This window comes from Aquabacterium sp. (genome assembly GCF_049274795.1).
Classification (GTDB): domain Bacteria; phylum Pseudomonadota; class Gammaproteobacteria; order Burkholderiales; family Burkholderiaceae_C; genus Aquabacterium.
On record NZ_JBASTH010000112.1, the window covers coordinates 1 to 17,984 of the forward strand.

The window sequence follows — 17,984 nt, forward strand, 5'->3', positions numbered from 1 at the left end:
GCGTGCGCCCTGCGGATGCGGTGCGGGTGGGCGAGGCCGCCGCTGCCGAGAGCGGCGTTGGCGCGGCGGGCTGGTGGGCGCCGGGGTCATTGGCGCTGTGCAGGCCTGCGAGGGGGCGCGACATCCAGCTCGTGGCTGCGGGCCGGGGCGTCACGAGGCCACCCGGAAAGGGCGGCGGTGGCGTCCAGCGCACCGCCCTGGACAGGCCGGGGCGCGATTCGTGCAGCGGATCCATGAAGGGAATGGGCCGGCAGCGGGAAGATGAGCGAGCAATCATGGCGCAACCTCGAAGGACAAGCACAACGGTTGCGCAGTGTGGACAACTGCACAGTGTTTGCCCATCCCCATCGAGGGGCACCCAAAAGGGGGTATCGCCTTGGCGGTTCGTGAAACCTCAGGGCTTCGGTGGTGCCTTGCGTGCGGTGGCGGGCTTCGCTGCCCGGGCCTTGCCGCTGGGGTTGGGGCGCCGGCTGGCAGGTTTGGCGGAGGCGGGTGCAGGCGCCTCGGTGGGCGCAGGGCGCGCCGTGGCCGACATCGCCTCCTGGCCGGCCTGTACCGCCTGGGAGGCCAGGTTGGAGAACTGCTCGGTCAGGGTGCTCCACCACTGCATCGGGTTCACGCTCGGGGGCGGCGTGGGCGCGTCCGCAGAGGGTGTGTCGTCCGAACCGTCGTCGGCACCGGCGGCGGCATCTTCGCCAGCCCCTGCTGGGGCAGCTTGGGCTGCGGGCGCAGCAGATGGCGTGGGCGATGCGGGCGGCGTGGCTTGTGCCTGCAGCGACTCCCGCAAGGCATCGAGCGGCACCTTCATGCCCTGCAGCGTCTGCAAGGTCATGCGCTGCACTTCCAGCGTCTGGATGGTCATGCCCATCATGCGGGCGTTCTGCTCCAGCCAGAACTGCACGGTCTTGAGATCCTGGATGCGCTTGTCCAGCTCTTCCGGATCCAGCGTGGGCATGGTCCAGGCCGCACCCGTGCCGGCTGCGCTGCCGCCCAGGTTGGGCAGGGCGCTGGAGGCCGCCTTCATCCAATCCTGGAAGAAGCCCAGGCCGGCGGCGCTCAGCCCGGCGAAGGGGTTGTTGTCCGAGGCCTGGCCGGAAGGATCGGGGCTGGAGGGGCGCGTGGGCATGGTGGACTCCTGTGGCGATGCCTGGGTGAACGGGCCGCCAATGCGTCAGGCGGCCCGTGAAGGGCTCGATCCATTGTGCCGCGAGATGCTGGGAGATGCCGGCGCATGTCGCCCGCGGCGGATGGCCCGTCGATGGCCCGCATAATCGAGTGCTTGACCATGCAACGCCGCGACTTTCTACGACTCAGCGGGCCCGTGGCCGCTGCGCTGGCCTGGCGCCAGCTGTTCGCCATCACCACCCCGACCCAGCCTGTGCTGGAGGGCTGGACCGAGTCCGCCGATGTGTTCACCCTGGGGGTGGCCAGCGGCGAGCCCCTGCCCACCAGCGTGGTGATCTGGACACGCCTGGCGCCCAAGCCCCTGCAGCCCGATGGAGGCATGCCGCCCCAGCCCGTGCCCGTGCGCTGGGAGGTGGCGAACGACCCACGTTTCGCCCAGATCGTGCGCCAGGGCGAGGCCCTGGCCCTGCCGGGGCGGGCGCACAGCGTGCACGTCGAGGTGCAGGGCCTGGAGAGCGACCGCATCTACCACTACCGCTTCATCGCGGCGGGGCAGGCCAGCTCGGTGGGGCGCACGCGCACCGCGCCCGATCCGGATGCCCGCGTGCAACGCCTGCGCCTGGCGCTGGGCTCCTGCCAGCATTACGAGCAGGGCTACTTCACGGCTCACCGCGACATCGCGCGCAGCGATGTGGATGCCGTGGTGTTTGTGGGCGACTACATCTACGAGACGGACACCATCGCGCGGGCCCGCTTGCGGCGCCATGTGTCCGGCCTGATGGACGACCTCAGCCTGGACCGTTTCCGGGTGCACCACGCCAGCTACAAGCTCGATGCGGACTTGCGTGCCTGTCACGAGACCCATCCCTGGCTCTTGACCTGGGACGACCACGAGGTGCGCAACGACTACGACGGCGACCACGACAACTTCGGCATGAGCACGGAGGAGCTGCTCAAAGTGCGCACCGACGGCTACCGCGCCTACTTCGAGCACCTGCCCATCTCGCCCATGCGCGCGCCTGTGGGCGCCAACGCGCAGATGCACACCCGCTACAGCTGGGGCCGGCTGGCCGACCTCTGGCTGCTCGATACGCGGCAGTACCGCAGCGAGCAGGCCTGCACCAGCTTTCCCAAATCGTTCTGGCGCGACAAGATGCTGTGGCATTGCGACGCCACGGCCGCGCCCGAGCGGACGATGCTGGGCCATGAGCAGGAGCAGTGGCTGGCGCGCTCGCTGGCCACCAGCCGTGGCGCCTGGCGCATCATCGCGCAGAGCACGCAGATGACACCGGGCACCTTCAAGCCGCCGGGTGCCGAAGCCATGCTCTACAGCGATGGCTGGGATGCGTTCCCGGCCGCGCGTCAGCGCCTGATGGCCGCCATCGCCCAGCCGCGCGTGCCCGATGTGGTCGTGCTCAGCGGTGATGTGCATCGCCATGTGGCGGGCAATCTGCGGCTCAATCCCAGCGATCCGCAAAGCGCCATCATCGCCAGCGAATTTGTGACCTCGTCCATCAGCAGCAGTGCACTCAGCGAGTTCCTGCATGGCTGGATGAAAGCCAGCAACCCGGATCTGCTGTACCTGCGCGGGGATGAGCGGGGTTATGCGCTGATCGATGTGACGCCGGAGCAGATGCGCTGCGATTTCAGGGGCACAGCCCACCCGGTGCGCGCGGATTCGCGCTTTCACACGCAGGCCAGCTATGTGGTCGAGCGGGGTGTGGCGGGGCCGCAGCCAGCCTGAACTGAGAAGGCGGTGGGGCAGTTCGGCACCGGCTCGACATCACGATAGAAGCAGAAATGGGGGCGATATGTTCAGAACATTCTTGCCGGTGCTTGCCCTGCTGGGCCTTGCGCTGACTGTTGGCGGGTGTTCGACGGCACCCACAGCTCAGAAGCTCTTGGCCATTGAGCGGTGCAACGCTGGAGCGGGACGCATCTATGACGTTCGGATCGAAGGTCGCATGCTGCTGTCGGCTTCAAAAGAATTGATCGGGCACAAGCGCGCATGCGGCAGTTCCGACTCCTCCTACATGGAGGTGCCAGACAGTGTCGATGTTTCCTGGCGAACCGCTGATGGCGTCATCCACAAGGAAACAGTCACCATCAAAGCCCGCATGGACAGGCGGTTCCATCTGCGAAAACTCATCTTCAATTTCGACGAAGGTTCTTTGCAGGTGCAGCAGTTTTTGAGCTTTGACGAGCCGTGGGCTCTTGGGCGCGACGTGGTCTTGCCGCTTTATCCTTGATGCTCATCTGCCATATTTGCAAGTCAGGTTTGCAACCCAAGGGAGACGGGCCATGTGGCGCATGCTGATTCGCGCATTGCTGTGCGTGACGCTGTCCGTGGTGCTGGCGCATCTGGGGGGGCTTTGGCTCAACTCAAAAATCAAGCTTGAGTCCAACCTTGAGCCCACCTTGCACTGGATATCTGATTCCTTTGTCTATGTGCCTGGATATCGAGGCGGGTTCCCTCGCATCAAGTTTCCTCGCCAGGGACTGGAGTTGGCCTGCAATCGTGATTCGATGGTGTTGCCCTGTGATGATCCCAGAGGCATGCGGCGCGAAATTGGCAAGGGGATCGAGGGTTTTTATTATCGGAAGTACAAGGAAGCCAGCATATTCAGCGGCGTGGGCGAGATGGTTGGCGTCAAGTACGGGGATGGCAGCTTGTCGATCGATGCCGAGCCGAAAATCCGGTTCGGCATCATTTATGTGGCGGGCTTTCTGGCCGGCTTTGTGCTGTCCTTGTGCCTATGTTGGGTGTTCTTCAAATGGATCTTCGCAAGCATCGATGGCTTGATTGAGCGGTTTCGGCTTCGCGATTGAGCGGATCAGCGGATCAGTCCAGCCCGCGCAGCCGGCTGTGCGCCGGCACACTGGCCAGCAGAAACTCCATCTGATCCGCCAGGATGCGCCGCCCGCGCAGGATCATGTCCTCGTGCAGGCTGGGCGTGTAGGGCAGGTAGTGCAATGACCAGCCCAACTCCTGCGGCGTACGGTTGCCCTTGCGGCTGTTGCATGCGCGGCATGCGGTGATGCAGTTCTTCCACGTGTCTTCGCCGCCGCGCGAGGTGGGCAGCATGTGCTCCCGCGTGAGGTCGTCCAGGTGGAAGCGGTCGCCGCAGTAGGCGCAGATGCCGCGGTCGCGGGCGAACAGCTTGGGGTTGGACAGCGCCGGTACCTGGCGCCAGGCCCGGCTGGGGATGGAGCCGCGCGCCGCGATGATGGGGTGCAGCTCCAGGCGGGACTGCAGGCCGGTGAGCCGCTGGATGCCGCCGCGCAGCACCATGAAAGGCTCGCCCATGGTCCAGGCCACGCCCTCGTTGGCATAGAGCACCGCCGCATCCTTGACCGACAGCCAAGCCTGCGGACGGCCCGACACGTCAAGTTGCAGCACGTCCATCACGCCCTCCAGACACTGGGAACACACGAAACGTGGCGCCCTACAGGCTCGCCTGACCACAAGATAGCCCGCCCGTGTGAATTTCTCAACCTCAGGCTGTGGCACGGCGCCCATTCCCGGTGTCTTGCCGCAACAACAGGCCGGCTGGGAGGTGACCGCCGCGTTGCCGTTGATCCGAAAGGCTGCTGCACCGCGGCATGGGGTAAACCCTTGCTGTGCACAGTTGTGCAGTTTTTACAGGGCCCTCGAAGCAGGCTGTCGGCGGCTGATTCACGCAAAAAAAGTTGTGCAAAGGCATGCACAGCGGCCACACTTTCTGCAAAATAGCACGACCGTTCGTTTTATTCGACAGCCGTTCTGCAAGGATCTGCCCGCGTGACCAGCCCCCAGCCCCACGACGCCAAGCCCGCCACCGAGGGGGTGCGTGAGCGTGGTCGCTCCGCGGCGCACAAGGGCCAGCAGACCCGTGCCACCATCCTGGACGCCGCCCTGAGCCTTGCCTCCCAGATGGGCATCGAGGGCTTGTCGCTGGGCGCACTGGCCGAAGTCACCGGCATGAGCAAGTCGGGCGTGTTCGCCCACTTCGGCTCGCGTGAGGAACTGCAGATCTCCGTGATCCGCGAGTACCACGAGCGTTTCGAAGAAGAAGTCTTCCGCCCCGCCATCCGCGAGGCCCGCGGCATGCCACGTCTGCGTGCCCTGTTCGACCGCTGGGTGGACAAGGTCGCCACCGAAATCGATTCCGGTTGCATCTACATCAGCGGTGCGGTTGAATTCGATGATCGGCCCGGCCCCGTGCGCGATGCGCTGGCCGGCATGGTGCTGATGTGGCACGGCGCCCTGGGGCGTGCCATCCAGCAGGCGGTGGCTTTGCATCAGTTGCGCTCCGACACCGATGCCATGCAGATGCTGTTTGAAATCCATGGGCTGATCCTGTCCCTGCACCACGACGCGCGCTTCCTGCGCACGCCGGGGTCGATGGACAGGGCCCGCACGGGGTTCGAGCGCGTGATCCAGTACTACACGCTGGACAGCGCGAGACCCTCGCCTGGAGAGGTGGCGCCGAACGCCACCGCGTCAGGGGTCTTGCAAACCTCTTGAGCTGTTCCCCTTCCCATTTCACCGACCCCTGATCTTTGCCCGCGAGCCACCAAGGCGGCATCGCGGATTTTTCACCGAGGAGCCTCACAATGCCTTCCTACAATCCCCCTCTGCGCGACATGCACTTCGTGATCCACGAACTGCTGGGCGCTGTTGACGAACTCAAGCAGATCCCCGCCTACGCGGATCTGGATGCCGACACCGTCAATGCGGTGCTGGAAGAAGGCGGCAAGTTCGCTTCCAAGGTGCTGGCTCCTCTGAACCTGACCGGCGATGCCCAGGGTTGCGTGCTGGACAAGACCACGCACGAAGTCAAGACGCCCGATGGCTTCAAGGACGCCTACAAGCAGTACGTCGAGAACGGCTGGTCCGCACTGGCCGCTGATCCGGAATGGGGCGGCCAGGGCATGCCCATGCTGGTCAACCAGGCCGTGTATGAAATGCTGAACTCGGCCAACCAGGCCTGGACCATGTACCCCGGCCTGAGCCACGGCGCCCACGCTGCCCTGGAAGCCCATGGCACTGACGAACAGAAGAAGCTGTACCTGCCCAAGCTGACCAGCGGCGAGTGGACCGGCACCATGTGCCTGACCGAACCGCACTGCGGCACCGACCTGGGCCTGCTGCGCACCAAGGCTGTCCCCCAGGCCGACGGCACCTACAAGATCACCGGCGCCAAGATCTTCATCTCTGCCGGTGAGCACGACATGGCGGACAACATCGTCCACCTGGTGCTGGCCCGCCTGCCCGACGCCCCTGAAGGCTCGAAGGGCATCTCGCTGTTCGCCGTGCCGAAGTTCAACGTGAACGCAGATGGCTCGCTCGGTTCGCGCAATGGCATCTACTGCGGCGGCCTGGAGCACAAGATGGGCATCCACGGCAACGCCACGTGCCAGATGGTGCTGGAAGACGCCGTCGGCACCCTGGTGGGCAAGCCCCACCGCGGCCTGCCCGCCATGTTCGTGATGATGAACGGCGCCCGCCTGGGCGTGGGCAACCAATCGCTGGGCCTGACGCAAGTCGCCTACGAAAACGCCGTCAACTACGCCAAGGACCGCGTGCAGATGCGTGCCCTGTCGGGCCCGAAGCGCCCTGACCTGGCCGCTGACCCCATCATCGTGCACCCCGACGTGCGCAAGATGCTGCTGACCGCCCGTGCCTACGCCGAAGGCGCCCGCGCGCTGATCTACTTCGTCGCCGTGGAACTGGACAAGGCCCACAACCACCCCGATGAGGCCGTGCGCAAGGCATCCGACGACCTGGTCGCCCTGCTGACCCCGATCGTCAAGGCCTTCATCACCGACAACGCCTACATCGCCACGACGCACTGCCAGCAAGTGTTCGGCGGCCACGGCTACATCCACGAGTGGGGCATGGAGCAGTTCGTGCGCGATTCGCGCATCAACATGATCTACGAAGGCACGAACACCGTGCAGTCTCTGGACCTGCTGGGCCGCAAGGTGCTGGGTGACGGCGGCGCCAAGCTGACCGCCTTCGGCAAGATCGTCGGCCGTTTCGTCAAGGCCAACGCCGACAACGAAGCCCTGCAAGAGTTCACCAAGCCCCTGGCCGACCTGGGCCAGAAGGTGCAGGCCTTCACGATGGAAATCGGCATGAAGGGCATGCAGAACCCCGACGAAGTCGGCGCCGCTGCCGTGGATTACCTGCGCGTGGTCGGCCACCTGGTGTTCGCCTACATGTTCGCCCAGTCGGCCAAGATCGCCCTGGAAAAGCAAGGCGACAGCGATCCTTTCTACAAGGCCAAGCTGTCTGTGGCACGCTTCTACTTCGCCAAGCTGCTGCCCGAAGTCGAGACCGCCATGATCACCGCCAAGGCCGGCCTGAAGCCGCTGTCCGAACTGGACGAAGCCCTGTTCTGATCCCGACAGGCCGTGAAGGGCGCGGCAGCGCCGGCCCTTCGCGCCATCTCACACCCTTAGAGTTCCGCTAGGAGAGAACATGAGTCGATTCAATGTCCGCAAGGTCGCCGTGCTCGGCGCCGGCGTGATGGGCGCGCAGATCGCTGCCCATCTGGTCAACTGCAAGGTGCCGGTCGTGCTGTTCGACCTGCCCGCCAAGGAAGGTCCCAAGAACGGGATCGTCACCAAGGCTGTCGAGAACCTCAAGAAGCTCAAGCCCTCGCCGCTGGGCGTGACCGACGACGCCGTGCTGATCCAGCAGGCCAACTACGAAGAGCATCTCGAAGAGCTGCGTGGTTGCGACCTGATCATCGAAGCAATCGCCGAGCGTCTGGACTGGAAGGAAGATCTGTACAAGAAGATCGCTCCTTTCGTGAATGACAAGGCCATCCTGGCCACCAACACGTCGGGCCTGTCCATCACGGCCATGGCCAACGTGCTGCCCGAGCAGTTGCGCTCGCGCTTCCTGGGCATCCACTTCTTCAACCCTCCGCGCTACATGTACCTGGTCGAGCTGATCCCGACCCAGTACACCGATGCCGTGGTGGTCGACCAGCTCGAAGCCTTCGTGACCACCGCCGTGGGCAAGGGCGTCGTGCGCTGCGAAGACAGCCCCAACTTCATCGCCAACCGCGTGGGCGTGGCCGGTCTGCTGTTCACCATGATCGAAGTGAAGAACTTCGGCCTGGGCTACGACGTGGTCGACGACCTGACCGGCAAGCGCATGGGCCGTGCCTCCTCCGGCACCTACCGCACCTGCGACGTGGTCGGCATCGACACGATGGCCCACGTGATCAAGACCCTGCAAGTGGGCTGCGCCAGCGACCCCTTCGCCGCTGCCTTCGCCACGCCGTCTGACGTGCAGGCTCTGCTGGACAAGGGCAACTTCGGTCAGAAGACCAAGGCCGGCTTCTTCAAGAAGGACGGCAAGGTCATCACTCAGTTCGACGAGAAGACCGGCAACTACGTGCCCGCCGGCAACAAGGCCGACAAGGACGTCACCGACATCCTGAAGAAGCCCGCCGCCGAGCGCCTGAAGGCCCTGCGCGAGTCGAGCAACCCGCAAGCCCAGTTCATCTGGGCGATGCTGCGCAACAGCTTCCACTATGCTGCCGTGACGGTCGAGAGCATCGCCGACACCTGCCGTGACCTGGACCTGGCCTTGCGCTGGGGCTACGGCATGAAGCAAGGCCCCTTCGAGATCTGGCAAGAAGCCGGCTGGAAGCAAGTGGCCGAGTGGGTCAAGGCCGACATCGACGCCGGCAAGGCCATCACCAACACGCCGCTGCCCGCCTGGGTGTTCGACGGCCGTGACGGCGTGCACACGCCCCAAGGTTCGTGGAGCCCGGCCAAGGAGACCTACGTGCCCCAGCGCGAACTGCCCGTGTACAAGCGCCAGTTCTTCCGCGAGGACGTGGTGGGCTCGAACGCCGCTTCGGCTGACACCGCCGGCAAGACGCTGCATGAAGATGCCGCCATCCGCCTGTGGACGCTGGACGACGAAGTCGTCATCGCCTCGATCAAGTCCAAGATGCACACCATCTCGGGCGAAGTCACCGCCGGTCTGGCCAAGGGCCTGGAGCTGGCCGAGCAAAGCTACAAGGGCCTGGTGATCTGGTCGCAAGACGGCCCGTTCTCCGCCGGTGCCGACCTGCAATCGATGATGCCTGCCTTCATGTCCGGCGGCGGCAAGGCCATTGCCCCGTTCGAGAAGCAGCTGCAGGACTTCATGCTGAGCCTGCGCTACAGCAATGTGCCGTCCGTGGCCGCCGTTCACGGCCTGGCCCTGGGTGGCGGTTGCGAGCTGGCTGTGCACGCTTCCAAGCGTGTGGCCGCCATGGAAAGCTATGTCGGTCTGGTCGAAGTCGGCGTGGGCCTGATCCCCGGCGGCGGCGGCTTGGCCTACCTGGCCCGCCGTGCTGCTGAACAGCTCGAAGGCTCCAAGGGCGTGTCGGGCCAGGTCGGCGGCGACCTGATCGGCTACGTCAAGGAAGGCTTCCAGGCTGCAGCCATGGCCAAGGTGGCCACCTCGGCCATCGAAGCCCGCAAGTTCGGCTACCTGCTGGACAGCGACGTGATCGTGCCCAACAAGGACGAGCTGCTGTACGTGGCGATCGCCCAGGTCAAGGCCATGTTCGATTCGGGCTACCGTGCCCCGGCCAAGCGCACCTTCGCGGTGGCCGGCCGCAACGTGAAGGCCACGCTGCAATCGTCGCTGATCAACATGCGTGACGGCGGCTTCATCTCGCAGCACGACTACTACATCAGCTCGGCGATTGCCGATGTGCTGACCGGCGGCGACGTGGACTACGGCACGCAAGTGACCGAGGAATACCTGCACGCCCTGGAGCGCAAGCACTTCTGCACACTGCTGGACAACCCCAAGACGCAAGAACGCATCATGGGCATGCTGTCCACCGGCAAGCCCGTCCGCAACTGATCGATCGGAGCATTCAAATGACTCAACTTCGTGACGCCTACATCGTCGCCGCCACCCGCACCCCGATCGGCAAGTCTGGTCGTGGCGTGTTCAAGAACACCCGCCCGGACGACCTGCTGGTGGCCGTGATCAAGAGCGCGCTGTCGCAAGTGCCCTCGCTGGACCCCGCTGCCATCGAAGACGCCATCATCGGCTGCGCGATGCCCGAGGCCGAGCAAGGCATGAACGTGGCCAAGATCGCCACGCTGCTGTCGGGCCTGCCCAAGACCGTGGCCGGTGCCACCGTGAACCGCTTCTGCGCCGCCGGCATCACCGCCGTGTCCATGGCCGCCGACCGCATCCGCGTGGGTGAGGCCGAGGTCATGATCGCCGGTGGTGTCGAGTCGATGTCCATGGTGCCGATGGGCGGCAACAAGCCGTCCTTCAACCCCGACATCGTCAATAACGACGAGAACGTGGGCATCGCCTACGGCATGGGCATGACCGCCGAGAAGGTGGCCGAGCGGTGGAAGGTGACCCGTGAAGAGCAGGACGCCTTCGCGGTCGAATCCCACCGCCGTGCCATCGCAGCGCAAGAGGCTGGCTTCTTCAAGGCCGAGACCACCCCGATCGAGATCGAGGTGCGCACGCCCAACCTGGAAACGGGTGAAGTGACGGTCACCAAGAAGACCATCTCGCAAGACGAAGGTGCCCGCCCTGACACCAGCCCTGAAGGCCTGGCCAAGCTGCGCCCCGTGTTCGCCGCCAAGGGCAGCGTCACGGCCGGCAACAGCTCGCAAACGTCTGACGGCGCTGGCTGCCTGATCCTGGCCTCCAAGGAAGCCTGCGAGAAGTACGGTCTGAAGCCCCTGGCCCGTTTCGTGAGCTTCGCTGTCAAGGGCGTGCCTCCTGAAATCATGGGCATCGGCCCGATCGAGGCCATCCCCCTGGCCCTGAAGTACGCTGGCCTGAAGGCCTCGGACCTGGACTGGATAGAGCTGAACGAAGCGTTCGCCGCCCAATCCCTGGCCGTGCTGAAAGACCTGGACGCCAAGGGCTACGTGCTCGACCGCGCCAAGGTGAACCCGATGGGCGGCGCGATCGCCCTGGGCCACCCGCTGGGCGCCACCGGCGCCATCCGTGCCGCCACTGTGGTGCACGGTCTGCAGCGCACCGGCGGCAAGTACGGCATGGTGACGATGTGCATCGGCACCGGCCAAGGTGCTGCTGGCATCATCGAACGTCTGTGATGTTCAACACTCATGGCGCATGAGCCTTGAATCAAAGCCCGCCACCGTGCGGGCTTTTTTCTGGGCCATGCCTTGTGACTTCAGCCATTGCACGGAGCACGTATGGGCTTTCAGGCACTGACGATCACCACCGGCGACGGCGTGTCCCTGGCGGCACGGGCCTACGAGCCCGAAGGCCCGCCACGGCGCGCCGTGCTGATCTCGCCCGCGATGGGCGTGGGCCAGCGCTTCTACGAGGCTTTCGCCACCTGGCTGGCGGGGCAGGGCGTGGCGGTGCTGACCTTCGACTTCCGCGGCATGGGCGATTCGGCTCCGGCGCGCCTGCGCGGCTTCAAGGCCAGCATCACCACCTGGGCCACGCAGGATCAGCCGGCCGTGGTGCGTGAGCTGGTGCGCCGCTGGCCCGGCGTGCCTTACAGCTACCTGGGCCACAGCCTGGGCGGGCAGATCTTCGGCATGCTCGATGGGCACACGCATTTCGACCGAATGCTGACGGTGGCCAGTGGCAATGGGCACGTGGCGCTGAACGCGCCCAAGGTGCGCCGCACCGCGCCACTGCTGTGGTGGGTGCTGGCGCCGCTGGGCATCGCGGTGGCCGGCTACTTCCCGGGCAAGCGTCTGGGCGCCGTGGGCGACATGCCGGCAGGCGCGATGTGGCAGTGGCGACGCTGGTGCCTGCACCCTGAATACCTGGGCTCCGAAGGCGCGCACATGCGTGAACGCTATGCGCAGGTGCGCACGCCCATCCGTGCCGTGATCCTGGAAGACGACGAGCTGGTCTCGCCCGAGGGCATCCGCCGCCTGTACAAGCTCTACAGCCAGGCCCCTGTACAGTTCGAATCATTGACGCCGAAGGCCCTGGGCCTCAAGCGCATCGGCCATTTCGGCGTGTTCCAGTCGCACGCGAAGACGGTGCTGTGGCCGCGCGTGCTGCACTGGCTTGAGGCCTGAGTGGTGCGCGGCAAGGCCCACCATCCCCACTGAATTTTCCCCGAGGAGTACATCCATGTCCGACGACATTCTGGTCCATCGCGAAGGCGCGGTGCTGACGCTGACCTTCAACCGCCTCGACAAGAAGAACGCCATCACGGCGGCCATGTACACGGCGCTGGCCGATGCGCTGGTGGCTGCGGTCGATGACGACGCCGTGCGTGCCGTGGTCATCCAGGGCCACGAGCAGATCTTCACCGCCGGCAACGACCTGCAGGACTTCAAGGAGCGCCCGCCCGTCAACACCGATGCGGGCCCGGCCCCGGTGTTTCGCTACCTGGAAGCCATGCGCACCTTCCCCAAGCCCATCGTGGCGGCCGTGGCCGGCCCGGCCGTGGGCATCGGCACGACCTTGCTGCTGCATTGCGATCTGGTCTATGCCGGTGACAACGCGGCCTTCAGCCTGCCTTTCGTGAACCTGGGCCTGTGCCCCGAGGCCGGCTCCAGCGAATTGCTGCCGCGCCTGGTGGGCTACGCCCGCGCCGCCGAAAAGCTGATGCTGGGCGAGGCCTTCTACGCCGAAGAGGCTCTGGACATGGGGCTGATCAGCCGCATCCTGCCTCCGCATGAGGTGAACGGCTTTGCGCAATCGCAGGCCCGCAAGCTGGCCGACAAGCCATCGGCTTCGCTGCGTGTCACCAAGCAGCTGATGAAGAAGGGCAACGACGCGTCGCTCAAGGCCATCATGGACGACGAGCTGGTGCAGTTCGGCCAGTTGCTGCGCGGCCCGGCCGCCAAGGAGGCGATCACCGCTTTCATGGAGCGTCGCAAGCCGGACTTCTCGAAGTTCTGATCTTGTGCGGAGGCCGCATTGACCAGGCGTTGATGCGGCGTTGACTCAGTACGGATGCGGTGGTGCCGGGAGGCGCCGCCCGTTCAACCCAGGACGGTGGCCGGCTGTGCCGACGCGGCCTGATCGGCTGTGCCGTCTTGCCCTCCGCGGATGTGCGCCACCGCGCGCGCCAGGCGCTCCAGCTCAGTGGGCGCGGCACGCTCCACACGCACCGTCATCTCGCGCTCCAGTTCGCGCAGGCGCCAGTTGATCTCGCGCAGCACCAGGGTCAGCTCCAGGTGCAGGCCCTGGTTGTCCAGGTGCTCGCGCAGGTCTTGCGGGGCGCGGGTGTCCACGCCGGTGCTGGCCAGGGCCTTCTGGATGCTGTCGAAGCGGCCGAAGGCCTGCTGCATGAGCTGCTTGAAGGTGTCGCTGGAGGTCTGCACCTCCACCATCAGCAGCTCGCGCGCCTCGGCCAGGCGCTGCACATAGCTGGCTGTGGCTTCGGCCTTGCGCAGGGTGTCGTCCACGCTGGGCAGGGGCACCAGGGTCTGCACCAGCTCGCCCACCCCGCACTGGCGCAAGGTCTGGTCGACCACGTCGATCAGCTCTCGCTCGTACTCGCCAGGGATCAGCTTGACGGCCACGTCGGCGCGCAGCAGCGGGGCCATGCGGGTGCTCTTGATGCTGCCCAGCAGTTCGCTCAGGGCCAGCATCTGGTGGTCCAGCGACAGGGCATCGCCGATCAGGCCGCGCGGGTAGCCAAAGCCATCGAGCCGCTCATGGTGGGTCAGCACCAGGTCTGCTACCACCTTGCCCATGCCGGGCATGTCTTTCAGCACGCGCCAGCCGACCACGGGGTGGGCGGCTACGTGCTTCCATTGCTCGGGCTTGAGCTGCACGCCCTGCTCACGTTGCAGGTAGCTGGGCTCGATGTAGAGCTCACCCACGTCATGGCACAGGCCGGCCTGCAGGAACTGCGTGGCGGTGGTGCGCGTGCGGGGCGATTTGAGGCGCAGCGACAGGCCCATGGCCATCAGGGCCACGGCCATGGCGTGGGGCAGCTTGTCCGGGCCGGAGCCATGGAACACTGTGACCAGCGATTGCATGGGCGCACCCATGGGCATCTGCTTGAGCAATTGCAGCGCTTCAGCGCGCAGGCCCTTGGGCTTGTAGAGCTCGCGCAGCAGGGCGCAGTCATCCAGCAGCTGGGTGGCGACTTCCTGGAGCTGCGCACCGGTGACGCCTGCCGCCACCTGCATGCATTCTTCCAGCGGCTTGTTGAGCTTGTGCTCGAGCAAGCGGTCACGCACGCTCGCATCGATGCGGGCGCCCTTGGCCAACAGCTTCATGCCGTTGCGCGCGATGATGTCTTCACTGGCCTCGACCCCGTGGCTGTCGGCCACGGTCATCACATGGTCCAGATAGTGAGGGTTCACCTCACTGGCAGGTACTTCGTTCACGGTGATGACGTGTTGGGTAACGAGAAATGGATCTCGTCAAGTTTGCGGCAGGAATGAGGCCTGAAAAGTGCGTTTCAGGCCCCTTGGTCGCGATTCGTCAACTATGCACGAACGAAATGCGGGGTTGACCGAATACCCAAGGTTTTAATCGCTTCCGCTGAAAAAAGCTGAATCTCAGTTTTGCGCAGGGCCCTGGAAGCCCTTGCGGCGGAAGGTCAGCACCAGGGTGTCGCGCCAGCCGTGCTCGCCCAGGGGCTGGATGGGGGTGCTCTCGTGGATGACGCGGGTGTCGTCCAGCAACAGCAGCGACCAGGGATCGCTCAGGGTGAAGCGCACGCCATGGGGCCCTTGAGCTTCGAAGACGCGGGTCTCGCCGCCCTTGATGTCGTGGCGTTCGAGCAGAATCACGGCCACGTAATCGACGCCATCGCGGTGGGCGCCTTCGGGGGTGGGACGGCCGATGCCGCCTTGCGTGTCGACGCGGAACTGGTGCGCCTCGATGTACCAGGTGGGCACGGCGCCATCACGCGCCAGCACCTGGCCCAGGTGCGCGAGCAGGCTGCGCCAGGCCGGGGCCTGGGCCACGGCGGGCGCGATGGGCTCGAACCAGCGCTCGATGCCGCCGTGCAGGGCGTTGTACTCCACGGGCTGCCAGTGGGCGCGGTGGGGTGTCTGCGTCAGCTCGCCGCTGGCGTTGTCGAGCACATAGCAGCCGTGGCGGCGGAAGCGGTAGCGCCCGCCATCCTTGAGGTGGGTGTCGGGCGGCAGATCGGCCCAACTGGCGTGCAGGTCGTCCAACTCGGGCATCGTCGTGCCGATCCAGTGCGCCAACTGGATGGGCGTCATCAGGGCCCAGCCCTGGGCATCGAGGCGGGCCGGAAGGTCGGCGGGAGCGGTGGCGTTGACGATCTGCATGGGCGTGATCGTCTCATGAAGCGGGCCCCGGGATCGGGCCGGGGCCTTGCGCCAGATCAGGTGGTGAGCCTGGGCGCGGTCACGCCTTCAGGCAGGCTGTCGGTGGCGATGCGGAACACGTTGTCCTCCGGGTCGGCCAGCACGGCCTGCCATTGGCCGTAGTAGGTGGCGAAGGGGCCTTTGACCACCTGGCCGCCGTGCGCTTGGACAGCCTGCACGGCCTCATCGACCGCCATGGGCGATGCCAGCATGAAGGTGGCGTAGGCCACGGTGGGGCGAGGGCCTGTGGTGTCGGGCGCCTGGCGGCCATCGAGCCCGAGCAGGCCGTAAGCGGCACGGCCATCGTTGAATCCGAGCTGGAAATCTTTGGTCTCCAGCGCGCGGTAGATGGGCGAGTGCGCGGCCTCGGCCTCGGGCAGGCCGAACACGGTGCGGTAGAAGCGGAACTGCGCTTCGATGTCGCGGCTCATCAGGTTGAACCAGAGTTTCATGCAGTGGCCTCCTCGCCACGGGTTTTCAGTGCGTAGCTGCGGCGGTACATCTCGACCAGGTGCTCGCCGGCGGTGCAGGGGGCGTAGCGCGGGGTTTCGCCTTCAGGCACGGTGCCGGGCACGGCCTCGATGCTGGCCAGGTAGTCGGGCTCGTAGAAGAAGGGGATGGAGTAGCGCGGCGCGCCGCCCGAATGCACGTTGCGCACGCGGTGCGGGTTGGAGTGGTACAGGCCGTTGGTCCAGCGCGGGATCATGTCGCCCAGGTTGACGACGAAGCAGCCGGGAATGGGCGTGGCGGGCACCCAGTCGCCCTCGGGTGTCTGCACTTCCAGGCCGCCGTGGCCATCCTGCGCGAGGATGGTGATGGCGCCCCAGTCGGTGTGGGCGCCGGCACCGAAGGTGCGCTCGTCGGCACCCTCTGGGTGCGCGGGGTAGCGGATCATGCGCAGCGTGACCATGGGGCTGTCGCTGGTCTCGTCGAACCAGGTTTCGGGCAGGTTCAGAGACAGGGCCATCAACTGCATCAGGCGCCGCGACAGGCCCAGCATGGCCTGGATGTAGGCCTCGCATTGATCGGGTGCGCTGGGCACCTCGGTGGGCCACTGGTTGTGGCCGTAGGTCTGGTAGCCGGCCTGCACGTAGGGGTGGTCATCCGTATAGGCCATGCCGCAGTAGAAGCTCTCCTTCAGGTCGGGGCGTGCGTCCTGGTCCAGGGTCTGCGCGCCCATCAGCTCGAAGCCGCGCATGGAGGGCGAGTTCTGCATGGCCAGGCGTTCGCGCGTGGCCAGGGGCAGGTCCATGAGTTGTTTGGCCAACGCGAACTGCGCGGCCACCTGATCGGCATCCACGCCATGGTGGCGCACGTAGAAGAAGCCGGAGGCCATGGCGGCCTCACGCATCTGCTGTGCGACCTCGGCACTGCGCGGGGCGCCCAGGGTCAAGGCATCCTGCAGATCAATGATCGGGATCATCGTGGCCTCCTGGGATCAGGCCTTGAGCTTGCGGTCGGCCGCAGAGGGCAGGAAGCGGTCCGTCCAGATGTCGGCGACGGCCAGTGAGCTCTTGAGGTTGAAGGCCGCCACGGTCTCGTCGATGGTGGCTTGCAGACGCTCTGGCGTGGCGGCGCCCCAGCCATGGCTGCGCGTGCCGGCGGTGTTCATGCTGCCGTCGATGATGAGCTTGAGGCGCTCGAACTCGATCTCTTCGTTGGCCAGCGGCTCGCGCGCCTTGATCGCGGCGGCGCCGGCCTTCGGGTCGGCCATCACCTCGATCCAGCCGCGCGTGGTGGCCTTGACGAAGGCCTTCATGGCCTCGGCCTGCTCCATGCTTTTGCCATTGGCGACCAGGCCGTTGCCGTAGGACTTCATGCCGAAGTCGCAGTAGCGGAACATGGTGATCTGCTCGGGGCCCATGCCGCGGGCCTTCAGGTTGAGCAGGCCGGTGAAGTAGAAGTAGCCGGCGCCGTCGAAATCGCCCTTGACGAAACGGGTGTCGCCGATGTCGGGCACGACGTTCTCCCAGCGCACGCTGCTGGCATCGATGCCCTGGGCCTTGGCGAACACGGGGAAGAGCTTGCGCGTGGCGTTGAAGGGCTGGCCCAGCAAGGTCTTGCCGGCCAGGTCAGCGGGCTTCTTGATGGGGCCGTCCTTGCGCACGAGGATGGCGTTGGGGTTGAGGTCGTACTGGATGGCCACGGCGCGCAGGCCGGCGCTGGGGTTGTTGACGTTGAACTCGACCATGGTGGCCAGGTCTGCCGAGGCGCAGTCATAGGCGCCGCTGCCCACCAGGCTGATGGCGGCGGCCGAGCCGTTGCCGGTGTCGATGGTCACGTCCAGGCCGGCGGCCTTGTAGTAGCCGCGCTGCTGGGCCAGCAGGAAGCCGGCGGCGGTGGCCTCGACCTTCCAGCCCAGGTTGAACTTGAACTTGTGCAGGGAGCCCTGGGCGCGGACGAAGGGCGTGGGGGCGAGCAGGAGGGCGCCGGTGGCGGCCAGCAGGGAGCGACGGTCGAGCATGGTGCGAGCGGGGATTGTTGGCCATGGGAACCCGCGCAGACATGGCTGAAGCACCTGCCTGCGTGAGCGCGCATGGAGCAATTTCCGGGCAGCCGGGGCTGCTGAACGCTTCTACTCCTGA

17 protein-coding genes are annotated in these 17,984 nt (G+C 65.9%); 9 read left to right on the plus strand and 8 right to left on the minus strand.

From position 1 onward, the window contains the following. Both WAQ08_RS18640 and WAQ08_RS18645 read right to left on the minus strand, forming a co-directional pair. Positions 1–235, minus strand: a 235-nt coding sequence (locus WAQ08_RS18640; protein WP_422193699.1) for a hypothetical protein, incomplete at its 3' end; no start/stop codon positions are given. Between the two features lie 159 nt (positions 236–394). Then, on the minus strand, positions 395–1,126 hold the full coding sequence (locus WAQ08_RS18645) for a PhaM family polyhydroxyalkanoate granule multifunctional regulatory protein (protein WP_422193701.1): 732 nt from the start codon (positions 1,124–1,126) through the stop codon (positions 395–397). A gap of 159 nt (positions 1,127–1,285) precedes the next feature. Here WAQ08_RS18645 and WAQ08_RS18650 point away from each other — a divergent pair, with 159 nt between their 5' ends. The 3 genes from WAQ08_RS18650 (at position 1,286) to WAQ08_RS18660 (ending at position 3,954) form a co-directional block, all read left to right on the plus strand. Further along, positions 1,286–2,869, plus strand: coding sequence for an alkaline phosphatase D family protein (locus WAQ08_RS18650; protein WP_422193703.1), 1,584 nt, complete (start codon positions 1,286–1,288; stop codon positions 2,867–2,869). 67 nt (positions 2,870–2,936) lie between these two features. After that, a complete protein-coding gene (locus WAQ08_RS18655) occupies positions 2,937–3,374 on the plus strand; it encodes a hypothetical protein (protein WP_422193705.1) in 438 nt (145 codons plus the stop codon). 52 nt (positions 3,375–3,426) lie between these two features. Next, on the plus strand, positions 3,427–3,954 hold the full coding sequence (locus tag WAQ08_RS18660) for a hypothetical protein (protein ID WP_422193706.1): 528 nt from the start codon (positions 3,427–3,429) through the stop codon (positions 3,952–3,954). Between the two features lie 13 nt (positions 3,955–3,967). Here WAQ08_RS18660 and WAQ08_RS18665 read toward each other — a convergent pair whose 3' ends face one another. Then, positions 3,968–4,531, minus strand: a complete 564-nt coding sequence (locus tag WAQ08_RS18665) for an HNH endonuclease (protein ID WP_422193707.1) — start codon at positions 4,529–4,531, stop codon at positions 3,968–3,970. Positions 4,532–4,906: 375 nt separating this feature from the next. Between WAQ08_RS18665 and WAQ08_RS18670 the strand changes: the two genes are divergently transcribed. From WAQ08_RS18670 to WAQ08_RS18695, 6 genes are all read left to right on the plus strand, one after another. Then, entirely contained in the window at positions 4,907–5,632 is a 726-nt protein-coding gene (locus WAQ08_RS18670) for a TetR/AcrR family transcriptional regulator (protein WP_422193709.1), read from the plus strand. 89 nt (positions 5,633–5,721) lie between these two features. Continuing rightward, on the plus strand, positions 5,722–7,512 hold the full coding sequence (locus WAQ08_RS18675) for an acyl-CoA dehydrogenase C-terminal domain-containing protein (RefSeq protein WP_422193710.1): 1,791 nt from the start codon (positions 5,722–5,724) through the stop codon (positions 7,510–7,512). 79 nt (positions 7,513–7,591) lie between these two features. Then, positions 7,592–9,991, plus strand: coding sequence for a 3-hydroxyacyl-CoA dehydrogenase/enoyl-CoA hydratase family protein (locus WAQ08_RS18680; RefSeq protein ID WP_422193712.1), 2,400 nt, complete (start codon positions 7,592–7,594; stop codon positions 9,989–9,991). 17 nt (positions 9,992–10,008) lie between these two features. Further along, on the plus strand, positions 10,009–11,220 hold the full coding sequence (locus WAQ08_RS18685; protein WP_422193713.1) for an acetyl-CoA C-acyltransferase: 1,212 nt from the start codon (positions 10,009–10,011) through the stop codon (positions 11,218–11,220). A 102-nt stretch (positions 11,221–11,322) separates the two neighbouring features. Continuing rightward, the gene (locus WAQ08_RS18690) at positions 11,323–12,171 is read left to right on the plus strand and encodes an alpha/beta fold hydrolase (protein WP_422193715.1); all 849 of its coding nucleotides are present in this window, start codon (positions 11,323–11,325) and stop codon (positions 12,169–12,171) included. Positions 12,172–12,226: 55 nt separating this feature from the next. Continuing rightward, complete coding sequence (locus WAQ08_RS18695; protein ID WP_422193716.1) at positions 12,227–13,003, plus strand: enoyl-CoA hydratase; 777 nt, start codon at positions 12,227–12,229, stop codon at positions 13,001–13,003. Between the two features lie 83 nt (positions 13,004–13,086). Here the strand turns inward: WAQ08_RS18695 and WAQ08_RS18700 are convergent, their stop codons facing one another. The 5 genes from WAQ08_RS18700 to WAQ08_RS18720 form a co-directional block, all read right to left on the minus strand. Continuing rightward, positions 13,087–14,445, minus strand: coding sequence for an HD-GYP domain-containing protein (locus tag WAQ08_RS18700; RefSeq protein ID WP_422193717.1), 1,359 nt, complete (start codon positions 14,443–14,445; stop codon positions 13,087–13,089). Positions 14,446–14,619: 174 nt separating this feature from the next. After that, a complete protein-coding gene (locus tag WAQ08_RS18705; protein ID WP_422193718.1) occupies positions 14,620–15,360 on the minus strand; it encodes a 2OG-Fe dioxygenase family protein in 741 nt (246 codons plus the stop codon). Positions 15,361–15,416: 56 nt separating this feature from the next. Then, positions 15,417–15,851, minus strand: a complete 435-nt coding sequence (locus tag WAQ08_RS18710) for a VOC family protein (protein WP_422193719.1) — start codon at positions 15,849–15,851, stop codon at positions 15,417–15,419. Next, positions 15,848–16,822, minus strand: coding sequence for an isopenicillin N synthase family dioxygenase (locus WAQ08_RS18715; RefSeq protein ID WP_422193721.1), 975 nt, complete (start codon positions 16,820–16,822; stop codon positions 15,848–15,850). Before WAQ08_RS18715 ends, WAQ08_RS18710 begins: the two co-directional genes overlap by 4 nt. Before the next feature lie 15 nt (positions 16,823–16,837). Continuing rightward, positions 16,838–17,863 (minus strand): ABC transporter substrate-binding protein, encoded by a 1,026-nt coding sequence (locus WAQ08_RS18720; protein WP_422193722.1) that lies wholly within the window; start codon positions 17,861–17,863, stop codon positions 16,838–16,840. Positions 17,864–17,984 lie beyond the last annotated feature (121 nt).